Origin of the sequence: Raoultella sp. (assembly GCF_039594335.1) — a bacterium.
Taxonomy (GTDB): Bacteria; Pseudomonadota; Gammaproteobacteria; order Enterobacterales; family Enterobacteriaceae; genus Klebsiella.
This window is the reverse complement of record NZ_JBCNNS010000080.1, coordinates 1-20653: the sequence shown is the minus strand read 5'-3', so window position 1 is coordinate 20653 and position 20653 is coordinate 1. Positions and strand designations below refer to the sequence as shown.

Genomic DNA, 20653 nt, shown 5'->3' with positions numbered 1-20653 from the left:
AGTGGCAGCAGCCGGAGCCTGAGTGGTGCTTACTGCGTCAGCCGCGAAAGCAGCAGAAGACAGACCCATAGCAGCGGCAACGACCAGAGCTAATACTTTTTTCATTCTGATATCCTCGAAATTGTTTCTTCAGTTAACCCCACTGCGGGGCTGTTGAAATCACTATAAGTTTTTCTTTCTGAGGCTTCAGTGAGTGTTTGGTATCGGCGAGTAACGGAATGTACAACGCCTGTGGTGGATGAAAAGCAGAATGCTCCGCTAACGGAGTAAGCGTCAGCGGAGGGGCGGCGGTTAGCGACGCGGGGTATGAGACAATGTCCTGAGCAGCGTCGGGCGGGTCATTGGTACGCAATAGGCCGGCTGGCCGCGTTCAAAACGCCATCCTTCGGACAGGGGGCCGGCGTCTACGGTGTCAAAGCCAAATGCCTCGTACAGCGCGGCGGCCATCGCTTTTCCTTTTTCATTGTCGCCGGCCAACGGCAGCGCCCGACGATTTTCCGCACCCGCGGGCAGCCCATCGCTTTCCAACTGCGTCATTGGAATCGCGTTAAACGCTTTGGTGATGGTCGCGGCAGGCAGGATCTGGGCGAGCAATTCGCTGGTGGTGGTTTCTCCTGACTCCAGCGCCTCGATCAGGCCGTCACGTTCGGGATAGTAATTCACTGCATCAATGACATATTTATCCTTAATTGTGGCGACCGGCAGCGAATGGATGGCGCTCAGCGGCACGGCAATGACCACGACCTCGCCAAATTCGGCGGCGTCATTTGCGCTGCCGACCTGGCAGCCAATCATCGGTCGCAGGCTGAAAAGAGTCTGGGGTCCACGTGAGTTACTCAACATGACATCGTGGCCGGCGGCAAGCGCCAGCTTCGCGATAGACCGGCCTACGAATCCGGCGCCGATAATACCAATCTTCATTTTCAACTCCTTACGAATGTCTGAGGGTGTCGATAAATTTAATTCCATCTCTGTAGAAGATAAATCGTAAGATAGTTGAATGATAAACAACTTAAATGAGTGAATGATGGACCAGCTCACCAGCATCCGAGTTTTCGTGAAGGCGGCTGAAACGGGGTCGTTTGCCGCCGCAGCCGGGCAACTGCGACTCTCGCCGCAGATGGTCGCCCGACATGTGGCAGCGCTTGAGGCACACCTGGGCACTGCATTAATCACCCGCACTACGCGCCGTCAGACACTCACCGATATCGGGCGTAGCTATTATGAACGCTGCCGCGTGGTACTGGCTGAGATTGAGGAGGCGGACGCGGTGGCGCAGGAGATGAAAGCGACGCCTTCTGGCATCATCAAGGTGAATGCACCGGTCACGTTTGGTTCGCATGCGCTCGCGGCCTTCATTACCGATTATCTTGCCCGCTATCCTGACGTCCAGGTCGAGTTGACACTGAGCGACCGTATTGTCGACCCGATTGAAGAGGAGTTTGAGGTGATCGTGCGCATAGGTGAGCTGGCCGACAGCTCGATGGTTGCATGGCCGCTGCTACCATACCGTCTGATTGCCTGCGCGTCACCTGACTATATTTTGCGTTGCGGCGAACCGCAGACGCCGACCGATCTGCAACATCATGCCTGTCTGGTTTATGGCCACTGGTCGGCGAGTAGCGCCTGCCGATGGCAATTTGAGAAAGAGGGGGCTATGTTCGAAGTCAAACCCTCTGGGCGTTTCCGCGCGAATGACTGGAAGGCACTGATGAATGCGGCCATTGCGGGGCACGGTATTACCCTGGGGCCGGAAGATGTGTTGAAAACCGAAGTGGAGCGAGGGAGACTGGTGCAAGTGTTAGCCGGATTCTCAGGACCTGCGCGGCCCATGCATATTCTGGTGCCGGCCGGACGTCGGCGGACGACGAAGATTAAATGTTTTGTCGACGCATTAAGAACCGCACTGGGCCCGCGCTGAATCCATACGACAGTGAGATGCGGCACCCCGTGGCAGGGTGCCGCTGTGCGCTAGCGCGCCGCGCGTTGCAAAATAACGCTGGACGGTTGCCGCTGCAGGAAGCGCATTCGCAGCATCATCATCACCGCTGCCGAGGTGAGTCCGATAATAAATCCGCACCAGAAACCCGCAGGGCCCATACGTGGAACAATCGTATCCGTTAAGGCCAGCAGGTAGCCGCTCGGCAGTCCGAGCACCCAGTAGGCGGTAAACGTTATAAAGAAGATCGAACGCGTATCTTTATATCCGCGCAGAATCCCGCTACCAATCACCTGTACGGAGTCGGAGATCTGATAAATGGCGGCCAGCAGCATCAGCTGAGAAGCCAGCAGGACCACTTCCGGATTGTCGTTATACAGTAGCGCAATTTGCTTACGCATCAGGATGGTGAAAACCGCCGTGATCACCGCCATACAGACGCCAACGCCGACCCCGGTTCTGGCAGAAACCTGCGCATCAAGGGTGGAACCCTGTCCAAGACGGAAGCCGACGCGGATGGTGACCGCTGCCGCCAGCGAGAGGGGTAAAACGAACATCAGCGAGCTGAAGTTCAGGGCTATCTGATGGCCCGCGACATCCACAATCCCCAACGGAGAAACCAGCAGCGCAACGACGGCAAACAGAGTGACTTCGAAAAACAGCGCCAGCGCAATCGGCAGCCCCAACTGCACCAGGCGTTTAAGCACGCTGAAGTCCGGGCCGCTGAAGCCTTCTTTGCTACGGATATCGCGCATGGAGCGGGCGCGACGTACCCAGGAGATCATGCAGAAGAACATCACCCAGTAAACGGAGGCCGTCGCCACGCCGCAGCCGATGCCCCCCAGTTCAGGCATGCCGAAGTGGCCGTAGATAAAGATATAGTTCACGGGAATATTGACCAGCAGGCCGATAAATCCCATCACCATCCCCGGTTTAGTTTTCGCAAGGCCTTCGCATTGGTTACGTGCGACCTGGAAGAAGAGATAGCCGGGAACGCCCCACAGCAGTGCGCGAAGGTAGCCCACCGCTTTTTCGGCGAGGGCCGGGTCGATATTGTGCATCGAGCTGATGATGTATCCAGCGTTCCATAGCACCACCATGACCAGCAGCGAAACGAATCCTGCCAGCCAGAACCCCTGACGAACCTGATGTGCAATACGCTCGCGGCGACCGGAGCCGTTTAGCTGGGCGATAACCGGCGTCAGCGCCAGCAGCAGACCATGGCCAAAGAGAATGGCCGGTAGCCAGATAGAGGTCCCAATCGCGACGGCCGCCATATCGGTGGCGCTGTAGCCACCTGCCATCACGGTATCGACAAAGCCCATGGAGGACTGGGCGACCTGTGCGAGGATCACAGGAATGGCCAGTGCTAATAACTGACGCGCTTCAATAAAATACTTCTGCACGTGAACACCTTTATATTGTTGTTATTTTGAGACTAAAAAAGCCGCCGTAAATGGCAGCAAGAAGAAAGAGCAGAGGGGGTTTTCCAGTCTATTGTAGCGAGGATACGCCATTAAGCCAGTGAAAAAATGGTAGGGCACGATGCGCGCTGGCAACCTGTTTTGCCAACTGGTATTGTTCCCGGCAGGTATAACGGTAATGATACCGTCACGAAAGTCGACAGGAGTAAAGCATGTTTACTGGCATTGTACAGGGGACCGCGAAAGTGGTGTCCATCGATGAGAAACCCAATTTTCGCACTCATGTGGTAGAGCTGCCTGAGCATATGCTTGCCGGCATCGAGACCGGGGCATCGGTGGCACACAATGGTTGCTGCCTGACGGTCACCGAAATTAACGGTCCGCGCATCAGTTTTGATCTGATGAAAGAGACACTGCGTATTACCAACCTTGGCGCCGTACAGGTGGGGGACGTGGTAAACGTGGAACGAGCGGCAAAATTCAGCGATGAGATTGGCGGCCATCTGATGTCCGGTCACATTATGACCACCGCAGAAATCGTCAAGATCCTGACCTCGGAAAATAATCGCCAGATCTGGTTTAAGGTTCAGGACCCGACGCTGATGAAATATATCCTCTATAAAGGATTTATTGGTGTTGACGGGATCAGTCTGACGGTCGGTGAAGTGACACCGACGCGTTTTTGCGTGCATTTGATCCCGGAAACGCTGCAGCGCACCACGCTTGGCGTCAAAAAACTTGGCGACCGGGTGAATATCGAGATCGACCCGCAAACCCAGGCGGTGGTTGATACCGTGGAACGCGTACTGGCAGCAAAAGAAGCAGCCCAGCCGCTTGACGATGAATGATGGGGCGTTGATGCCGAATTAAGCGCGATGAAAGAAAAGGATATCCCCCGTTTTAACGGGGGATACTTTTAGCGGGCAACGCGAAGGCCGTTTTCCACTCCGCGAGAAAAGACCACCTGCCAGAGTTGAATATCACGCGCGCGAAATGCTCCCGCGCAGGCGTTCAGATAATAGCTAAACATACGTTTAAAACGTTCCGAATAGTTATCGGCGATATCGGGCCAACTGGTCAGAAAACGGTCGTACCAGGCCATCAGCGTGGTATCGTAATCGGCACCGATATTGTGCCAGTCTTCCATCACAAAATGGGATTCGCTGGCTTGTGCGATATGACGAACCGAAGGCAGACAACCGTTGGGGAAGATATATTTATTGATCCACGGATCGACATTGTGGTCCGTTTTTTGGGAGCCAATGGTGTGCAGTAAGAAACGGCCGTCAGGTTTCAAATTACGATCCACCACTTCAAAATAGGTGGCGTAATTTTTCGGTCCCACGTGTTCAAACATCCCGACGGAAACAATACGATCAAAGTGGTCGTGCAGGTCGCGATAATCCTGCAGCAAAATTGTGACATCTAACCCTTCGCATCGCTGCTGAGCCATTTTTTGCTGCTCGGCAGAAATGGTCACCCCGACCACGCTGACGTGATAATTTTTGGCCATATAATAAGCCAGTCCACCCCAGCCGCAGCCAATATCCAGCACCCGCATCCCCGGTTCCAACTGCAGCTTGCGGCAAATAAGATCTAATTTTGCCTCCTGTGCCTCTTCCAGCGATTGTGCCTCATTCCAGTACGCGCAGGAATATTGCATATACGGGTCGAGCATCCGGCTGAAAAGATCGTTGCCCAGATCGTAATGTTCTTTTCCGACAATCCAGGAACGCTTTTTACTTTGTAGATTAAACAGGCGAGCGCCCACGATGCGCAACGTATCTTTGAAATGATGCGGGAGTTGATTTTCCAGCCCGGCACGCAATACTTTATGGAAGAATATATCCAGCCGTTCGCAATCCCACCAGCCGTCCATATAACTTTCACCTAACCCCAGCGACCCTTCCTGTAAAACACGCTTAAAAAAGAGCGGATTGTTAATCCGCAGATCGGAGGGGGCGGGCCCATTGACTTCAATACCCGCGCGGCCGAGTAATTCGGTTGCAATTCGGTACCAGTCGTCGTCTGGTACGCTTACTTCTTCTATACACGATGAACTCATAGCTTCTCCATCACGCCCAAGTGATCAGAACCTTAAAACAGCGTAGACGCTTTTTTGGCTTTGTGAGAAATCTCACGGAATATCCGTGAAGCTGCTATCCGACGTAGAACAGAGGAAGGGTGATAACCCTTGCCGAAAGGCCTTCCATGGTGAAACGGGATGCATCCTGCTCCCGTTAATCTTAAAAAATAATTTATTTATGTGAAGCCGGATCCAGTATAGGCCGCTGAAATCAGGCTTTCAATAAAAATATATTAGCATGCTAATTACTGAGCCGTAACATCACTGAAATGTGTTTATGCATGTGACGATTCCGTGTTCAGGTAAGTGCTCTGACGTTGCATAAAATAGCCCAGTCCGGCCAGCACAATAGAGACCAGCATCACGCTGGTGGTGGTCTGCAGCGGCGTGGCAATCAGCGCGGAAACCAGCAGACTGGTCAGGAAACACAGGCCGAGTTGCAGCGTGTTTTGCAGCGCGGCGGCACGACCGGTCGCCTGCGGGAACGGCTTCAGCGCCTGGGCGACAACTATCGGGTAAATCCCGCCATTAACAATAGCCATCACGCAGAAGGGAATCATCACCGCAATAATTGAGGCATCCGCCACCATGCCAACCATCCAGGTTGCCGCCACGCTGACGGCGAAAATCACCAGCAGCCAGGGCAACAGTTGTTGACCCTGCCATTTCTGCAGCACCGCGCGGCACCCATAGCCACCGACTAAAAAGGCGATAGTCTGCGGGACATAGCTAAGACCAATGGCGGTTGGACCGTAGCCCATTTCATGGAGAATAAACGGCGACCCGGTCAACCAGGCAAAAAAGCTGGCGGAGCAGGCGGCGTAAATCAGTACGTTTCCGCTGTATTCGCGTGAGCGCAGCAGCGTCATAAAAGTCAGTTTTTCGCGGACGTCACCCTGCGGCCTGACGATCGGCTTCAGGCGTAGGGCGGGGACCATCAGCAGCAGGGCGATGGCAAAAAGGGTAGCAAAAATAGCCTGCCATTCCAGATGGGTGAGCAGCCAACTGCCGAGCAACGGTGCCAGCGCTGGCGATAAGCCCACCAGCGGCATAATGGTGGCGAAAATACGGTTAGTGTGCTGAGCGGGGTAATAATCCGTGACCATCGCCTGCCAGGTCACCGCTGCGGCACAGACGCCGATTGCCTGAATAAAGCGCAGCACCAGCATCAGGGTGGCATCACGCACCCACAGCATCCCCAGACAGCTGATAGCGAAGATAGCCAGCCCGGTCAGCAGAATTGGTTTACGTCCGTAGCGGTCCGAGAGCGGGCCCCAGAACAACTGTCCGATGGCGAAGCCGGCGAGGAACAGACTCAGGCTGGCGCTGACCGATGCCGCAGAGGTATTGAGATCCTGCTGAATAGCCGAAAAGGCCGGCAGATACATGTCGGTGGCCAGGAAACCCAGCACGCTGAGTCCCGCCAGCCACACTAAAAATCCTTTCCCGGGTTGTTGCATAACATTCTCTTATAGATGCAGATATGATGCCGCAGAGTGTAGGGAGTGCATTCTGGCTTGTGAAACGCTAATATTTGCTACATGCATTCAAAATTTTTGCAGGCAGAATATGTGGTCCGAATACTCACTCGAAGTTGTTGATGCTGTAGCCCGCAACGGCAGCTTTAGCGCAGCGGCGCAGGAACTGCACCGCGTACCTTCGGCGGTCAGTTATACTGTACGTCAGTTGGAAGAGTGGCTGGCGGTACCGCTGTTTGAACGCCGCCATCGCGATGTCGAATTGACCCCCGCCGGGCTCTGGTTTTTACAGGAAGGACGATCTGTTATCAAAAAAATGCAGATCACTCGCCAGCAGTGTCAGCAGATAGCCAACGGTTGGCGCGGTCAGCTGTCGATAGCCGTGGATGACATCGTTAAACCAGCCCGTATGCGGCAGATGATTGTCGATTTTTATCGTCACTTTCCGGATGTCGAGCTGATTGTTTTTCAGGAGGTCTTCAACGGCGTCTGGGACGCGCTGGCCGACGGACGCGTGGAACTGGCTATCGGAGCAACCCGTTCGATTCCGGTAGGGGGGCGCTACGCCTTTCGTGATATGGGGATGCTGAGCTGGGATTGCGTGGTGGCGAGCCATCATCCGCTGGCGCAGATGACCGGGCCGCTCAGCGATGACGTGTTGCGCAACTGGCCGTCGTTGGTCCGGGAAGATACCTCTCGCTCATTGCCGAAACGCACGACCTGGCTACTGGATAACCAGAAAAGGGTGGTGGTGCCGGACTGGGAATCATCGGCCACCTGCCTCTCGGCGGGATTGTGCGTAGGAATGGTGCCGAGCCATTTTGCTCGCCCCTGGATTGACCGTGGCGAATGGACCGTGCTGGCGCTGGAAAATCCGTTCCCGGACGCTGCGTGTTGCCTGACTTGGCAGCAGAGTGACGCCTCACCGGCCCTTTTGTGGCTGCTGGATTATCTGGGGGACAGTGAAACGTTAAACCGGGAGTGGCTACGGGCGCCGGAATAGACATAGCCGGCGCCGCACGATTGATTAGCGACGGTAATCGACGAACGGGCCGTCGACGACGGAGCGGCGCTCTACCAGTCGCGGGTGAACCTCGATCGACTGGGACTCTTCACGTTTGTTGACGATACGATCCATCAACATATTGAAGGCCGCTTCCCCCAGCGAATCTTTCGGCTGATGGATGGTGGTCAGCGCCGGGCTGAAATAGCGGGCGTTACGCACGTTATCATACCCGATCAGCGAAATGTCCTGCGGTACGCGCAGACCCATCTCATCCGCAGCACAGATTGCGCCCATCGCCATGATATCGCCGCCGCAGAAGACCGCCGTCGGGCGATGCTGCTGGCTGAGGATCTGCTGCATTGCACGGTAGCCGGATTCAGGCTCGAAGTCCCCCTGAACAATCCAGCTTTCCGGAACGGCAATCTGCGCTTCTTCCATGGCTTTCATAAAGCCGGCCAGGCGCCCGGCGCCGGTGTTACGTTCCAGCGGGCCAGGGATCACGCCGATCTCGCGGTGGCCGCGTTCGACCAGGTAGCGCCCGGCCATATAGCCGCCTTCGAAGGCGTTATCGATCACCGAATCGGTGAAGTCGGCTTTGGATTCACCCCAGTCCATGACCACCATCGGAATATGGCGGTACTCTTCCAGCATGCGGAGCACCGATTCCGGGTATTCAGAACACATAACCAGCATGCCGTCGACACGCTTTTGCGCCATCATCGACAGATAGGCCTGCTGTTTTTCGGGATCGTTCCACGCATTGCCCAAAATCAGAGTATAGCCTTTCTGGAAACAGCTCTTTTCTACAGATTCAATAATCTCAGCGAAATAGGCCGCTTCGCTGCTGGTGGCCAGCAGACCGATCGATTTGGTGTGATTAACCTTCAGGCTGCGAGCAACGGCGCTTGGAGAATAGTGCAGCTCTTTGATCGCCGCCCACACGGCGTTGCGGGTTTCTTCCGCCACGAAACGGGTTTTGTTAATTACATGTGATACTGTTGTAGTGGAAACGTTTGCGCGCTTCGCTACATCTTTAATTGTTGCCATTACTTCTCACTCCAGACCTTGACCTGATCGTCTGATTATCGATACGTAAACGTTTGCCTGTACACACCCTGAATACAATTTTCAACATTGCATCACGTCGGGAAAACGACACAGAACGACAGGAAGGGGTCAATGGCCGATACGCTTTCAAATTAGCGTGGGATTTTGTCCGATCTTGCGGCAAAGGGGAAGAGCAAAAATGTGCATCACCCTAAAACATGGAAGATTTTTGTGCGATATTGTGCAAAAATGAGCAAGCTCACTTTTCGTGTGGGGATAACTGGGGAGAAAAATTGATGGATACCGATTTAAAGTTTTCGCTGACGACAACGATTATTGTCCTGGGGCTCATCGTGGCCGCCGCCCTGACCGCGGTACTGCACTGATTTATCCGGGGGAGAGGCCCCTTTCCCCCGATATCCCGCCATTATTATCAATTTCGCAAAAATCTTTTGCCATTTCGTTTACTTTTGTTTTTTTGTGATTGATGTCATGCTTTTGACTTCTGATGAGATACCGTTGCCGATGACGGTCTGCTGGAGTCATTGAATGAAAATCAACTTTCCCTTGTTAGCGCTGGCGATAGGCGCGTTTGGTATTGGTACCACGGAGTTTTCCCCGATGGGGCTGCTGCCGGTGATTGCCAAAGGCGTCGACGTGTCAATTCCGGCGGCGGGAATGCTGATCAGTGCTTATGCGATCGGCGTGATGGTCGGGGCGCCGCTAATGACTTTGCTGCTCTCTCATCGCGCGCGCAGAAATGCACTGATTTTTCTGATGGCGATCTTCACGCTGGGTAACGTCCTCTCCTCAATGGCGCCGGATTACACTACGCTACTGATTTCACGCATTATCACCAGCCTTAACCACGGAGCTTTCTTCGGCCTCGGTTCGGTGGTTGCGGCGAGCGTGGTGCCGAAACACAAACAGGCCAGCGCGGTGGCGACCATGTTCATGGGGTTGACCATCGCTAATATTGGCGGCGTTCCGGCGGCGACATGGCTTGGCGAAACCATCGGCTGGCGGATGTCGTTCCTCGCGACGGCAGGTCTGGGACTGGTGGCGATGGTTAGCCTGTGGTTCTCGTTGCCTCAAGGCCGCGCTGGTGAACGTCCGAACGTAAAACAGGAGCTTTCCGTGCTGGTTCGTCCGCAGGTGCTCTCCGCGCTGCTGACGACTGTGCTGGGGGCCGGTGCCATGTTTACCCTCTACACCTATATTTCACCTGTACTGCATACCATTACGCACGCCTCGCCGCTGTTTGTCACCGCCATGCTGGTGTTGATTGGCGTCGGCTTTTCGCTGGGTAACTATCTGGGCGGTAAATTCGCCGACCGTTCCGTCTCCGGGACGCTGAAGGGATTTCTGCTGCTGCTGATGGTTATCATGCTGGCAATTCCGCTGCTGGCGCAGACGCAACTGGGGGCCGCTATCAGTATGGTAGTCTGGGGGGCGGCGACTTTCGCCGTGGTTCCGCCGCTGCAAATGCGGGTGATGCGGGTAGCCCATGAAGCGCCGGGGCTCTCTTCGTCGGTCAATATCGGGGCATTTAACCTCGGCAATGCGCTGGGCGCGGCAGCCGGCGGTGCGGTGATTTCCGGCGGGCTGGGCTATGCCTTTGTGCCGGTGATGGGGGCGATAATTGCCGGGGTGGCGCTGCTGCTGGTGCTGGTTGGCGGGCGTTCACAGCCGGAAGAGGCGTTGGTCGAACCGTAGGTATATTCGCAGAAGGGTTGCCCCTTCTGCGTTCGCGTTTTAGGCCGCCAGATTGGCCGCCACAAACTTCCAGTTTACCAGCGCCCAGAAGTGCGCCAGATAGTCAGGACGGGCGTTACGGTAGTCGATGTAATAGGCATGTTCCCAGACATCCACGGTCAGCAGCGGTTTGGCGTCGCCGGTCAGCGGCGTGCCAGCGTTGCTGGTGGAGACAATGCTCAGGCTGCCATCGGCATTTTTAACCAGCCATGTCCAGCCTGCACCAAAGTTCTTCGCTGCCGCGTCGGTAAATTTCGCTTTGAAGTCTGCGAAGCTGCCGAAGGACTGATTGATGGCAGTCGCCAGCTCACCTTCCGGCTCGCCGCCCGCATTCGGCGCGAGGCAGTTCCAGTAGAATGTATGGTTCCAGACCTGGGCCGCATTGTTAAAGATACCACCTTCGGAAGCGCGGACGATCGCTTCTAAAGATTGACCTTCAAACTCGGTGCCTTTGATCAGGTTATTGAGGTTGGTGACATAGGCCTGGTGATGTTTGCCGTAGTGGTATTCCAGGGTTTCTGCGGAAATGTGCGGCGCCAGGGCGTCTTTTGCATACGGTAATGCAGGTAATTCAAACGACATTGTTACTCTCCTTATAACTTCTTGTTTTCGAGCTCACATTCAAAGGATGTTTTACCATCCAGAACAGCATCTCTTGCCCCTCGCCGGGGCGAGTGCAACAGGTTTTTATTGTGATCAGGATGCTAACACTTGCAGCAGGGAGTTAAAAGCCTTGCAATGATAAAGGGTATGTTTAACAAACGCAGTCGGTCAGGCCTTAGCCGGACGGCAAGGCATCGCATTTCAGCAGAGTCGGTCGAATGCTGTTGCGCTGTTGAAATAGAAAGAGATATCTGAAAAAGCCAGAGAGTTGACCTGCCGCAGGCGCGGCAGGTGAGATTCAGCGGATGGTTTTGGGGGTCATCACGCGGCGTGCGCCGACATAGTGGCGAATCCAGTAATCTTCGCTTAATGAGGTTATCTGGATATCTCGGCCGGTACGCGGCGACTGAATAAATTTGCCGTTACCAACGTAAACGCCGACGTGATCAGCGGTGCCGCGTCCACGGGTGCGGAAGAAGACCAGATCGCCGCTCTGCAGTTCACCGCGATCGACCGGGCGGGCATCGCGCAGGTGATACATCTCATTGGCGGTGCGCGGAATGCGGATTTTTACCAGATCCTTATAGGCGTAGTAAACCAGCCCACTGCAGTCGAAACCGGTGCGCGGCGAGGTTCCGCCCCAGCGATAGGGTTTGCCAATCTGATTCATTAACTTTGACATGGCGGTGCTTTGTGCTCTCTGCACGCGGACTTTATGCGCATCCGCCAGTGTCAGCGGCGGTTCTTCCGCGACTGTTTTACAGCGTTTTTTGTAGCCTTTACGGACGACGCATTTGGTATGCATGCTGGCCATGACCGGAGCCGGCTCGGCACCTGGCGCGATCGATTTCGCACACTGCTTTTTATACCCTTTACGCAAGACGCATTTTTTCGTGCCGACGGCCTGACGGTTCAGCGCTGTCTGGCTGGATGTGGTCATACGGGTAGGGTGTCTGGCGCGGGTGGCCGTTGAGGCTTTCTTGCTGGAGCTTTTGGTCGTGGACTTTGTTTTCTGACTGGTGGCTTTTTTCTTGCGTTCTGTAGTGCCTTTCGCCGCATGCGCTTTTGGCTTCGCGGAGGTGTGCGTATGCCCTGAAGCATGCGCCAGTGGTGTAAATGAGATAGATGTAAACAGTAATGCACAGAGCGAAATCGCGATTTTGTTTAGCCGCGCCACTGAGCAATCCCCTGATTAATGACAGATATGTACTCCATACCTGACGGTGAATGACAAAACTCAACGATTCTAAAGCATAAAAACCCGGAAAGTTAATACTCTTTTGTATCTAAAGTGTATATGAAAATTTTCCGTGTTTAATCAATGCATTATAAAGGTCAATTCAAAATCACTCAAAACAAATTCATTACCCGACCTCGATCCTGTTCCACTCCCGACCCCTGTCATCACGATATTTTGCCGTCATGATACCAGACTTATGCCCTAGTAAATGCTGCGCAAAACTGTCTCCAGCCTGTTTTCCGTACAACCTTGCCGATAGGCTACGCAACTCATGAAAGCTTGGTGGTTCACCAGAGAAATCGAGTCCGGAAAACTCACGGGCTTTCCTGAAATTACCTGATACTGTCGCTGGTGTCAGCACCTTTCCCGCAGGTGATGAGATAATGGTTTTCGCGGCCGACAGTTTACGGCACTCCTGCAACACCATTTCCAGTGAGGTGCCTGACTGGGTCTTCTCATGTTGTGGTGGCTAAGAGCATCATGATGGCAGTCTTGATTTTATGAGGAGTCTGCCATGGACGAAAAGTCCCTCTATGCCCATATCCTTAATCTGTCCGCACCGTGGGAGGTTGAATCTCTTTCTCTTGATGAAAAATCACTGTTCAGTGACCGTCATAGTAGGCATTGCTCGACACACACAGCTGACTTGTCCAACCTGCGGCAAATCTTGCTGTATACACGATCACCGACGGCGTAAAAGGCGTCACCTCGATACCTGTCAGTTCACCACACTGGTTGAGGCTGATGTCCCCCGCGTTGACTGCCCTGAGCACGGTTGTAGACATTCCCGGTTCCCTGGGCGGGGCCAGGCAGTCGCTACACTCAGCTGTTCGAAGCCTTTGTTCTTTCCTGGCTGAAAGTCAGCACCGTGGATGCTGTCAGAAAACAGCTTAAACGTAGCTGGAATGTCGTGGACGGCATCATGATGCGCGCAGTAAAACGAGGCTTAGCCCGGATTAAGCAGCCTTTATCGGCTCGGCACCTCTGCGTGGATGAAGTCGGCTTCAAAAAAGGACATCAGTACGTCGCCGTTATCTCTGACGGGCGGGGACGGGCTCAGCAACTGACCGACGATCGTGGTGTAGAGAGCCTTGCCAGTTATCTGTGTAGCCTGAGAGCTCGTCAGCTTGATGATATAAAAAGGTTGTCGATGGACAATGAACACGGCCTATATCAATCCGGCCCGTATACATCTGCCCAATGCCGTCGATAAAATCGCCTTCGATTACCGCCATGTGGCAAAAATGCTGTGCGGCGTCGTTGATAAAACTCGTCAAGTTGAAACGAAACAGATCCCGTCGTCAGACAGGAAAGATGCCCACCGCTCACGCTATCTGTGGTTTTACAGCAAACAAAATCGCCTCGGTCGACGGGCTGAGAGGTTAGAAGTTGCCAGGCTGGTGTTAGCCCAAACGAGCCAGTGTTGGGTAATGAAGGAGTTTGCCCGCGATCTGTGGCACCGTCGCTATGGCGACTATAGCCGTGAGCTGTGGCAGGAATGGATGGCGATGGCTAAAAACACCGGTATACCTCTCATGTCCAACGTTGCCCGCATGGTAGCAAAGCGTCTTTACGGTATCCTGAATGCAATGAAAAACCGGGTATCAAATGGGAATGCAGAGTTCCTGAACAGCAAAATACGGCTGCTCAAGATCAAGCCACGGGGCTTCAGGAACAAAGAACGTTTCAAGCTGGGCGTAATGCTCCACTATGGGAAACTGAATATGAGCTTTTAAACGATCATTTATGAGAGTTATAGAGCTTTTTTTGGTGGTAACGCGGTATCTGTTCATCATACTCCTTCGCTTTTTCCTTATGCCACATATTGCTGCATCCCGGATCGCTAGGGGTAAGACAATATTGAGTTTTATCACCTTGAGACTCACTTTTCTCCCAAGATAATTTTGGCGTTACCTCTGGTGACAGCGAATAGTCTTTCTTATCCGTGTCATATTTCATATCTGGTGAGGCCGATGCTGAAATACCATGAAACAGTAAAATAAATGGAACATATGTATATTTTTTTAAGCATGACATAAATATTATATCTTTAAACGTAAATACATTTGACATTCATATAGAAGTCCAAGTATCCAGATACGGCCAAAAGAATAAGTAAAGTAAAAATGCAGAAATGTCGATTGAGCCACCACAATAGGGGGGGGGCGTATCAAAACAGTGTTTCAACTGTCTGGTACCGATATCCGGTTTATCCGCAAGCATTTCCACGTTGTGCTGGCAGGAGTCAGCGATGTCCTGCCTGAACCCTTAATCAACGGTCAACTCATTATTAAGACGTTGTTTCCTCAAGCCACTCCTGGAAGCTCTGATAGGGAATATAGAGAGAAACATCTCTGAATTTCGTTTCCTGAGTTGCGGTGTCTATTATTTTGTTACTGTAAGCGACCAGCACACCACCAATACTGTTGTCATCATGATAAACAGCGCCACCGGACATGCCCTGAACGGCCCCGGCATTTGATGCCATTGCCACGCAGGGGCTTTTATTCCAGTCATTGTGAATGGCGGTCGTGGTCAGATTGTTACCGGACGACTCCACTGGCATGGCGGTGAAGAAGCTGTAGCCATACATTTTTACCTGCTCACCGATTTTCGTCGTGCGGAATACCGGTATTTCTTTCATATTATTTTTGTGATGAATGATCGCCAGATCGCAGTAAGGGTGATAGGCCTTAACCTTGTGTACTGTCCAGCGTGCAACATGAGCAGCAGTCAGACTGTATTCCGGGGTTAGGGGAATACTGGTACCCAGTGCACCGGCGCCAAGTATGGTGGGAATACCGACGAAATTCATATCGACGCGTTTCATCGCTTCGCGACTGTAGTTATAATTACCAACAGAACAACCTGTTGACGCCAGCAGCGACAGCGCCAGCAGACACTTTTTAATATACATTTTATTCACATCTCAGCCATGTCGTTTACTCGCCGTTGTGCGCTAAAGACATGGGGGATCCTGTGCCGGGTGATTACCCGACGGATTAATAACAAAAGAAATAACCACGTCAGTGCGCTATCATTTCTGCGAGAGAGGGAAATAGCGGGAAAACAAATGAGAACAGCTGAGTTGCCTGCTTTTTTCCTGGAAAAATCTTATTCTGCGAAGTACTGTAAAGGGTAATTATTTTTTTAAAGTGACGCCTCCTAATAACAAACATCACAACATGGCTGTGCTTTAATTGTTTCTTGAGTTTGGTATTCTTCATAAGGTTTTGTTTTCAAATTAACAAATGATATCTCTGCTATGCTCGTAGGCGTCCTTATACGCTCGTAGGCGTTCTTAGTCTGGTGGGGAATAAGGGCTTATTCTAAGTTTTTTTTAGTATCGAAGCAAGTTCTTGAGAGGTTGCTAATCCTGTTAATTGTTTCTTGAGTTTGACGTTTTCCATAAGGTTTTGTTTTTAAATTAATAAATGATATCTCCGCTATGCTCATAGGCGTCCTTATAGGCTCGTAGGCGTTCTTGGTCTGGCGGGGAATAAGAGAATATTTAAAGTTTTTTTGAGTGTCGAAGCAGGTTTGTAAGAGGTTACTAATCCTGTTTCTGGCTCATAATTGATCTTTGTTTAAGGAAAGTTGATTTTATTCAGTGCAAGGGAATAAATATTTATAATATTGTGAAAGCGTATTTCTGTCATTCCTACGCAGCCAGGCTAAAATCAGGTCATCGTCCTGCTAACAACTAACAAACAGATTGATGTCTCTAATTGGTTGAATGTAATGTATAATTTTTGCTTTTGAAGTTTACTCATGGTCAGCGTCACCGTTCATCGCCCCCGTTGTCAGTCTGCATAGGTTTGTCGTCACTGTCAGAACCATAAAGGACAAGACCGATTCCACTGCAGTCACTGCTACCGCTTCTTTCAACGCACTTACGCTTATGAAGCCCGTAAGCCCGGAGTTAAAGAGCAAATCACCCAAATGGTTTTCAACGGCGCCGAGGTTTTCGATACGGCCAGAACACTCAAAGTCGGCATGAATACCGCCATTCGCACTTTAAAAAACGCTCATCCTCCAGAACAACCTCATCACCGGTTGCTCACGCCGATGTGGCGCTTATCTGCGAACTTGATGAGCAATGGAGTTTTGTTAGCAGTAAAGCCCGGCAGTACTGGCTCTGGTATGAATACAACACCAAAACAGGCGGGGTTCTGGCTGATATATCCAGGCCTCCAACGGATGAAACCTGCCGTGAACTGCTGGCCCTGCTTACACCATTAAATATCGGTATGATAACCAACGATGACTGGGGAAGTTATGCCAGAGATGTCCCGAAAGAGAAGCTCCTGACCGGTAAAATATTTACGCAGCGTATTGAGCGTAACAACCTGACGCTGAGAATCCGAATCAAGCGTCTGGTCCGACGAACCATCTGTTTCTCACGCTCTGTTGAGTTGCATGAAAAAGTCATAGGTGGACTGACCCCGTCTCGGTAGACGATCCTGCCCTATAGTTGATAAATAGTGACTGGATTTGTGGTGTCATGTCGTGAATTGCAGTGTGCTTTTTAATCAACTTAGTTTGTAACTTAATGATTTATATTGCTATATTTTATTTTGTTTTCACTTTTGTATCTAAAGTGTCGTTTGATTAACAATTGCAAAAAATTATCTCAGACATTAACCACCTTGTACGCGAAATGTACAGTGATGCCGCTTTTACGCGGGCAAAGTGATATTTTTAAGGCAACTTCTGACCACAGAAGATAAAATATAAAGAGTGAAAAAAATGTTATTATCTGTCCTGCGTTCAGGACGCTACAATGACAAATTACTGCCGTATAGAAGTTAAGGAAGCATGACAATGAGCACGACTGTAGAAAAAATCCAACGTCAAATCGCTGAAAACCCGATCCTGCTTTACATGAAAGGGTCTCCGAAACTGCCAAGCTGTGGTTTTTCCGCTCAGGCTGTACAGGCGCTGTCTGCATGCGGCGAGCGTTTTGCCTACGTTGACATCCTGCAGAACCCGGATATCCGCGCGGAACTGCCGAAATATGCGAACTGGCCAACCTTCCCGCAGCTGTGGGTTGATGGCGAGTTGGTTGGCGGTTGCGACATCCTGATTGAAATGTATCAGCGCGGCGAACTGCAGCAGCTGATCAAAGAAACGGCGGCAAAGCATAAGGCCGATGAACCGAAGGCTGAATAAGTCTGTTGCCAGTAAAAAAGCGACTTCCCGTGAAGTCGCTTTTTTTGTCTCTTATTCTTGTCCGGCAAGCGGTAATGGCCAGCCGCCAAGACGTTTCCAGCGGTTGACGATTTCGCAAAACAGTTGCGACGTCTGCTCGGTATCGTACAGCGCAGAGTGCGCCTGGGTGCCATCAAACGTCATTCCGGCGGCCAGGCAGGCTTTGGACAGCACCGTCTGACCGAGCGCCAGTCCACTCAGCGCCGCGGTATCAAAGGTCACGAACGGGTGAAAGGGATTACGTTTCAGCCCGGCGCGTTCGGCGGCAGCCATCGTAAAGGTGAGATCGAACGTCGCGTTGTGCGCCACCATGATGGCTCGATTACAATCGTTGTCCTTAATCCCCTTGCGGACCATTTTAAAAATGGCATGCAGGGCGTCGTATTCACTCACCGCGCCGCGCTCAGGGTCGTGCGGATTAATGCCGTTGAAGGCCAGCGCTTCTGGCTGCAGATTGGCGCCTTCGAAAGGTTCAACATGAAAATGCAACGTTTCGTCCGGCATCAACCAGCCTTGCTCATCCATTTTCAACGTAATGGCGGCGATCTCAAGTAGGGCGTCGGTTTTAGCATTAAACCCGGCGGTTTCTACATCAATCACCACGGGGTAGAAACCACGAAAACGGTCGCACAGACCATTAAGTTGAACGTTCTCGGACATCTGATTCTCTTAACAGGAAAAAAGTAGCGCGCATTATGGCAAATTTTGCCGTGCCTTGCAGCAGGAAGGGGAAAAACAGCGGGCGCCGATAAGCGCCCGAAGCAGGTTAGTTGCCAAGACCTTTGCCGGCGTCTTTTTCTTCAATCAGCTCGATTTTGTAGCCGTCCGGATCTTCAACGAAAGCGATAACCGTGGTACCGCCTTTGACCGGACCCGCTTCGCGGGTGACGTTGCCGCCGTTCTGGCGAATACGCTCGCAGGCTTCGGCCGCGTTATCCACGCTCAACGCGATATGACCGTAAGCGTTGCCGAGGTCGTATTTATCTACGCCCCAGTTGTAGGTCAGTTCGATAACCGCCGTATCGCTTTCCTCGCCATAGCCCACGAAGGCCAGCGAGTATTTGTACTCGGTGTTTTCGCTGGTGCGCAGCAGCTTCATGCCCAGCACGTTGGTGTAAAACTCAATAGAACGTTGCAGGTCGCCAACGCGCAGCATGGTGTGAAGTAAGCGCATAGTTTTTATACTCCTTGTTTACAGCCCCTCAGCAGAGACCGTATGTGCAATTGTCAAAATAGCGTAACAAAACGGACAAGGCGTTTCATACCCCAGAACACTATATCGTAAAAAGGCCGCCATTTCAGGCAGCCCTTACGTGGCTCTTACTTATCCAGTGGGATTACAGCGTCGGGTAATCGGTATAGCCTTCTGCACCGCCGCCGTAGAAGCTTTCAGGGCGCTGCGGGTTCAGCGCAGCTTTATGCTGCAGACGTGCGACCAGATCGGGGTTCGCAATATAGTCACGACCGAAGGCCACCGCATCGATTAAACCTTTGCCGATCAGATCGTTGGCTTTTTCTACCGTGTATGCACCGGCGCCGATAATCGCACCCGGGAAACGATCGCGCACTTTTTGACGGAATGCGTCGCTGTAGGGCTGGCCGCCAGCCCAGTCCGGCTCGGACATGTGCAGATAGGCAATGCCGCGTTTTGCGAGTTCTTCGATCAGATACAGCGCATCGTCTTCCTCATTCGGGCCATTATCGACATTCTGGAAACTACCGATTGGCGATACGCGAATCCCGATACGGTCGGCGCTCCACTCTTTGCTGACGGCATCCACAACTTCCAGTACCAGACGCGCACGGTTTTCAACGCTGCCGCCGTATTGATCGTTACGATGGTTAGAAGAAGGAGACAGGAACTGATGCAGCAGATAGCCGTGTGCAGAGTGCAGCTCCACAAGGTCAAAGCCAGCATCGCGGGCATTGCCGACCGCCTGGCGGAAATCATCGACAATCCCCGGGATTTCATCGAGCTCCAGCGCACGCGGCATAGAGGTATCGACGCGAATAGCGTGACCATGTTCATCGCGCAGAGAGGTGCGGGTGCCCGCAGCGATCGCGGATGGCGCAACCGGTGCTTCGCCGCCGGGCTGCAGAGAGTTGTGGGAAATACGACCGGTGTGCCACAACTGCACGGCGATACGGCCATGTTCAGCGTGAACGCCGGCAGTAATTTTCTGCCATGCCGCGATCTGTTCCGGGCTGTGCAGGCCAGGAGCGCCGGCATAGCCTTTTGCCTGAGCGGAAATCTGTGTGGCTTCGGAGATGATCAGTCCGGAGCTGGCACGTTGACGATAGTACTCTGCCATTAACGGCGTTGGAATATCACCTGGCTCGATACTGCGCAGACGCGTCAGCGGAGCCATAAATACGCGGTTAGGTACAGTTATTGCACCGACTTTCAGTGGGGAAAACAGTTTTGATTCGGACATAATAACTCCTGAGTAGACCGGTCGTCTTGTAATTCGTTAAATAAAAACGCCTGTTAAACGCCAGGCGCTGCAATAATCTCTCGGGCATGGGCAAGGGCGCTTTCCAGCGGCATTGCACTGCGGGTAATCTTGGCCTGCAAATTGGCCCCCAGCCACAGGGAGTAAAGCACCTGGGAGAGGGTAAATGCATCGCCGTTAAAAGACAGGCTGCCTTCCTGGCGACCCTTTTCCAGCGCTTCGCCCAGCAAAGTAATAATCTGGCTGGCGCCTTTGTCCATCTCTGCGCGCATGGATTCAGACAAATCGCACACTTCAGCGGAGAGCTTCACCGTCAGGCAACCGCTGATAATGCCCTGCTGGCAAAACTGCGCCAGGGTGTGTTGGTAGTAAGCCAACAGACGGTCGCGATAGTTCCCTTCGCCATGAGCA

General features: G+C 52.5%; 20 protein-coding genes and 3 pseudogenes. 8 read left to right on the top strand and 15 right to left on the bottom strand.

The genetic code is table 11. The features are described 5' to 3' along the window. A partial coding sequence (asr, locus tag ACZAHD_RS14765) for an acid resistance repetitive basic protein Asr (protein ID WP_165457262.1) occupies positions 1 to 105 on the bottom strand: 105 nt, incomplete at its 3' end. Between the two features lie 186 nt (positions 106 to 291). Beyond that, positions 292 to 921, bottom strand: a complete 630-nt coding sequence (locus ACZAHD_RS14760) for an NADPH-dependent F420 reductase (protein ID WP_462457443.1) — start codon at positions 919 to 921, stop codon at positions 292 to 294. Positions 922 to 1027: 106 nt separating this feature from the next. Between ACZAHD_RS14760 and ACZAHD_RS14755 the strand changes: the two genes are divergently transcribed. Then, complete coding sequence (locus tag ACZAHD_RS14755) at positions 1028 to 1921, top strand: LysR family transcriptional regulator (RefSeq protein ID WP_462457444.1); 894 nt, start codon at positions 1028 to 1030, stop codon at positions 1919 to 1921. A 50-nt stretch (positions 1922 to 1971) separates the two neighbouring features. Here ACZAHD_RS14755 and mdtK read toward each other — a convergent pair whose 3' ends face one another. Continuing rightward, positions 1972 to 3345 carry an MdtK family multidrug efflux MATE transporter gene (mdtK, locus tag ACZAHD_RS14750; protein ID WP_462457442.1) on the bottom strand — a complete coding sequence of 458 codons (1374 nt, stop codon included), beginning with the start codon at positions 3343 to 3345 and terminating at the stop codon, positions 1972 to 1974. 230 nt (positions 3346 to 3575) lie between these two features. Here mdtK and ACZAHD_RS14745 point away from each other — a divergent pair, with 230 nt between their 5' ends. Next, on the top strand, positions 3576 to 4211 hold the full coding sequence (locus tag ACZAHD_RS14745) for a riboflavin synthase subunit alpha (RefSeq protein WP_462457441.1): 636 nt from the start codon (positions 3576 to 3578) through the stop codon (positions 4209 to 4211). Between the two features lie 68 nt (positions 4212 to 4279). On the opposite strand, the gene cfa is transcribed toward ACZAHD_RS14745, so the two are convergent. Further along, the gene (gene cfa / locus ACZAHD_RS14740) at positions 4280 to 5428 is read right to left on the bottom strand and encodes a cyclopropane fatty acyl phospholipid synthase (RefSeq protein WP_462457440.1); all 1149 of its coding nucleotides are present in this window, start codon (positions 5426 to 5428) and stop codon (positions 4280 to 4282) included. Between the two features lie 296 nt (positions 5429 to 5724). Further along, positions 5725 to 6909: a purine nucleoside transporter PunC gene (punC, locus tag ACZAHD_RS14735; RefSeq protein WP_462457439.1), complete on the bottom strand. Its 1185-nt coding sequence runs from the start codon at positions 6907 to 6909 to the stop codon at positions 5725 to 5727. A gap of 109 nt (positions 6910 to 7018) precedes the next feature. Between punC and punR the strand changes: the two genes are divergently transcribed. Then, a complete protein-coding gene (gene punR / locus ACZAHD_RS14730; protein ID WP_462457438.1) occupies positions 7019 to 7930 on the top strand; it encodes a DNA-binding transcriptional activator PunR in 912 nt (303 codons plus the stop codon). Between the two features lie 24 nt (positions 7931 to 7954). Here punR and purR read toward each other — a convergent pair whose 3' ends face one another. Then, complete coding sequence (purR, locus tag ACZAHD_RS14725) at positions 7955 to 8980, bottom strand: HTH-type transcriptional repressor PurR (protein ID WP_462457437.1); 1026 nt, start codon at positions 8978 to 8980, stop codon at positions 7955 to 7957. A 296-nt stretch (positions 8981 to 9276) separates the two neighbouring features. Here purR and cydH point away from each other — a divergent pair, with 296 nt between their 5' ends. Beyond that, positions 9277 to 9366 carry a cytochrome bd-I oxidase subunit CydH gene (gene cydH, locus ACZAHD_RS14720; protein ID WP_041145917.1) on the top strand — a complete coding sequence of 30 codons (90 nt, stop codon included), beginning with the start codon at positions 9277 to 9279 and terminating at the stop codon, positions 9364 to 9366. Positions 9367 to 9529: 163 nt separating this feature from the next. Further along, a complete protein-coding gene (locus ACZAHD_RS14715) occupies positions 9530 to 10696 on the top strand; it encodes an MFS transporter (RefSeq protein ID WP_462457436.1) in 1167 nt (388 codons plus the stop codon). A gap of 39 nt (positions 10697 to 10735) precedes the next feature. Here the strand turns inward: ACZAHD_RS14715 and sodB are convergent, their stop codons facing one another. The 3 genes and pseudogenes from sodB to ACZAHD_RS14700 form a co-directional block, all read right to left on the bottom strand. Next, positions 10736 to 11317: a superoxide dismutase [Fe] gene (sodB, locus tag ACZAHD_RS14710; protein WP_462457435.1), complete on the bottom strand. Its 582-nt coding sequence runs from the start codon at positions 11315 to 11317 to the stop codon at positions 10736 to 10738. A gap of 319 nt (positions 11318 to 11636) precedes the next feature. Continuing rightward, positions 11637 to 12515, bottom strand: coding sequence for a C40 family peptidase (locus ACZAHD_RS14705; protein WP_462457434.1), 879 nt, complete (start codon positions 12513 to 12515; stop codon positions 11637 to 11639). A 187-nt stretch (positions 12516 to 12702) separates the two neighbouring features. Next, a pseudogene (locus ACZAHD_RS14700) lies at positions 12703 to 13014 on the bottom strand (tyrosine-type recombinase/integrase); the annotation flags it as partial. A gap of 78 nt (positions 13015 to 13092) precedes the next feature. Between ACZAHD_RS14700 and ACZAHD_RS14695 the strand changes: the two are divergent. Then, positions 13093 to 14314 (top strand): annotated as a pseudogene (locus ACZAHD_RS14695) (ISL3 family transposase). A gap of 4 nt (positions 14315 to 14318) precedes the next feature. Here ACZAHD_RS14695 and ACZAHD_RS14690 read toward each other — a convergent pair. After that, entirely contained in the window at positions 14319 to 14615 is a 297-nt protein-coding gene (locus ACZAHD_RS14690) for a hypothetical protein (protein WP_462457433.1), read from the bottom strand. A gap of 253 nt (positions 14616 to 14868) precedes the next feature. Further along, positions 14869 to 15495: a serine protease gene (locus ACZAHD_RS14685; protein WP_462457432.1), complete on the bottom strand. Its 627-nt coding sequence runs from the start codon at positions 15493 to 15495 to the stop codon at positions 14869 to 14871. 854 nt (positions 15496 to 16349) lie between these two features. On the opposite strand from ACZAHD_RS14685, the pseudogene ACZAHD_RS14680 reads away from it, so the two are divergent. Continuing rightward, positions 16350 to 17035, top strand: a pseudogene (locus ACZAHD_RS14680) (IS1 family transposase). Positions 17036 to 17402: 367 nt separating this feature from the next. Continuing rightward, complete coding sequence (locus ACZAHD_RS14675; protein WP_462457431.1) at positions 17403 to 17750, top strand: Grx4 family monothiol glutaredoxin; 348 nt, start codon at positions 17403 to 17405, stop codon at positions 17748 to 17750. A 51-nt stretch (positions 17751 to 17801) separates the two neighbouring features. Here ACZAHD_RS14675 and rnt read toward each other — a convergent pair whose 3' ends face one another. The 4 genes from rnt to ACZAHD_RS14655 all read right to left on the bottom strand — a co-directional run. After that, positions 17802 to 18449: a ribonuclease T gene (rnt, locus tag ACZAHD_RS14670; protein WP_462457430.1), complete on the bottom strand. Its 648-nt coding sequence runs from the start codon at positions 18447 to 18449 to the stop codon at positions 17802 to 17804. A gap of 106 nt (positions 18450 to 18555) precedes the next feature. Then, complete coding sequence (gene gloA, locus ACZAHD_RS14665; protein WP_462457429.1) at positions 18556 to 18963, bottom strand: lactoylglutathione lyase; 408 nt, start codon at positions 18961 to 18963, stop codon at positions 18556 to 18558. 163 nt (positions 18964 to 19126) lie between these two features. Beyond that, a complete protein-coding gene (gene nemA, locus ACZAHD_RS14660) occupies positions 19127 to 20224 on the bottom strand; it encodes an N-ethylmaleimide reductase (RefSeq protein WP_462457428.1) in 1098 nt (365 codons plus the stop codon). A 53-nt stretch (positions 20225 to 20277) separates the two neighbouring features. Beyond that, the coding region (locus ACZAHD_RS14655) for a TetR family transcriptional regulator C-terminal domain-containing protein (protein ID WP_462457427.1) at positions 20278 to 20653 on the bottom strand (376 nt) is incomplete at its 5' end.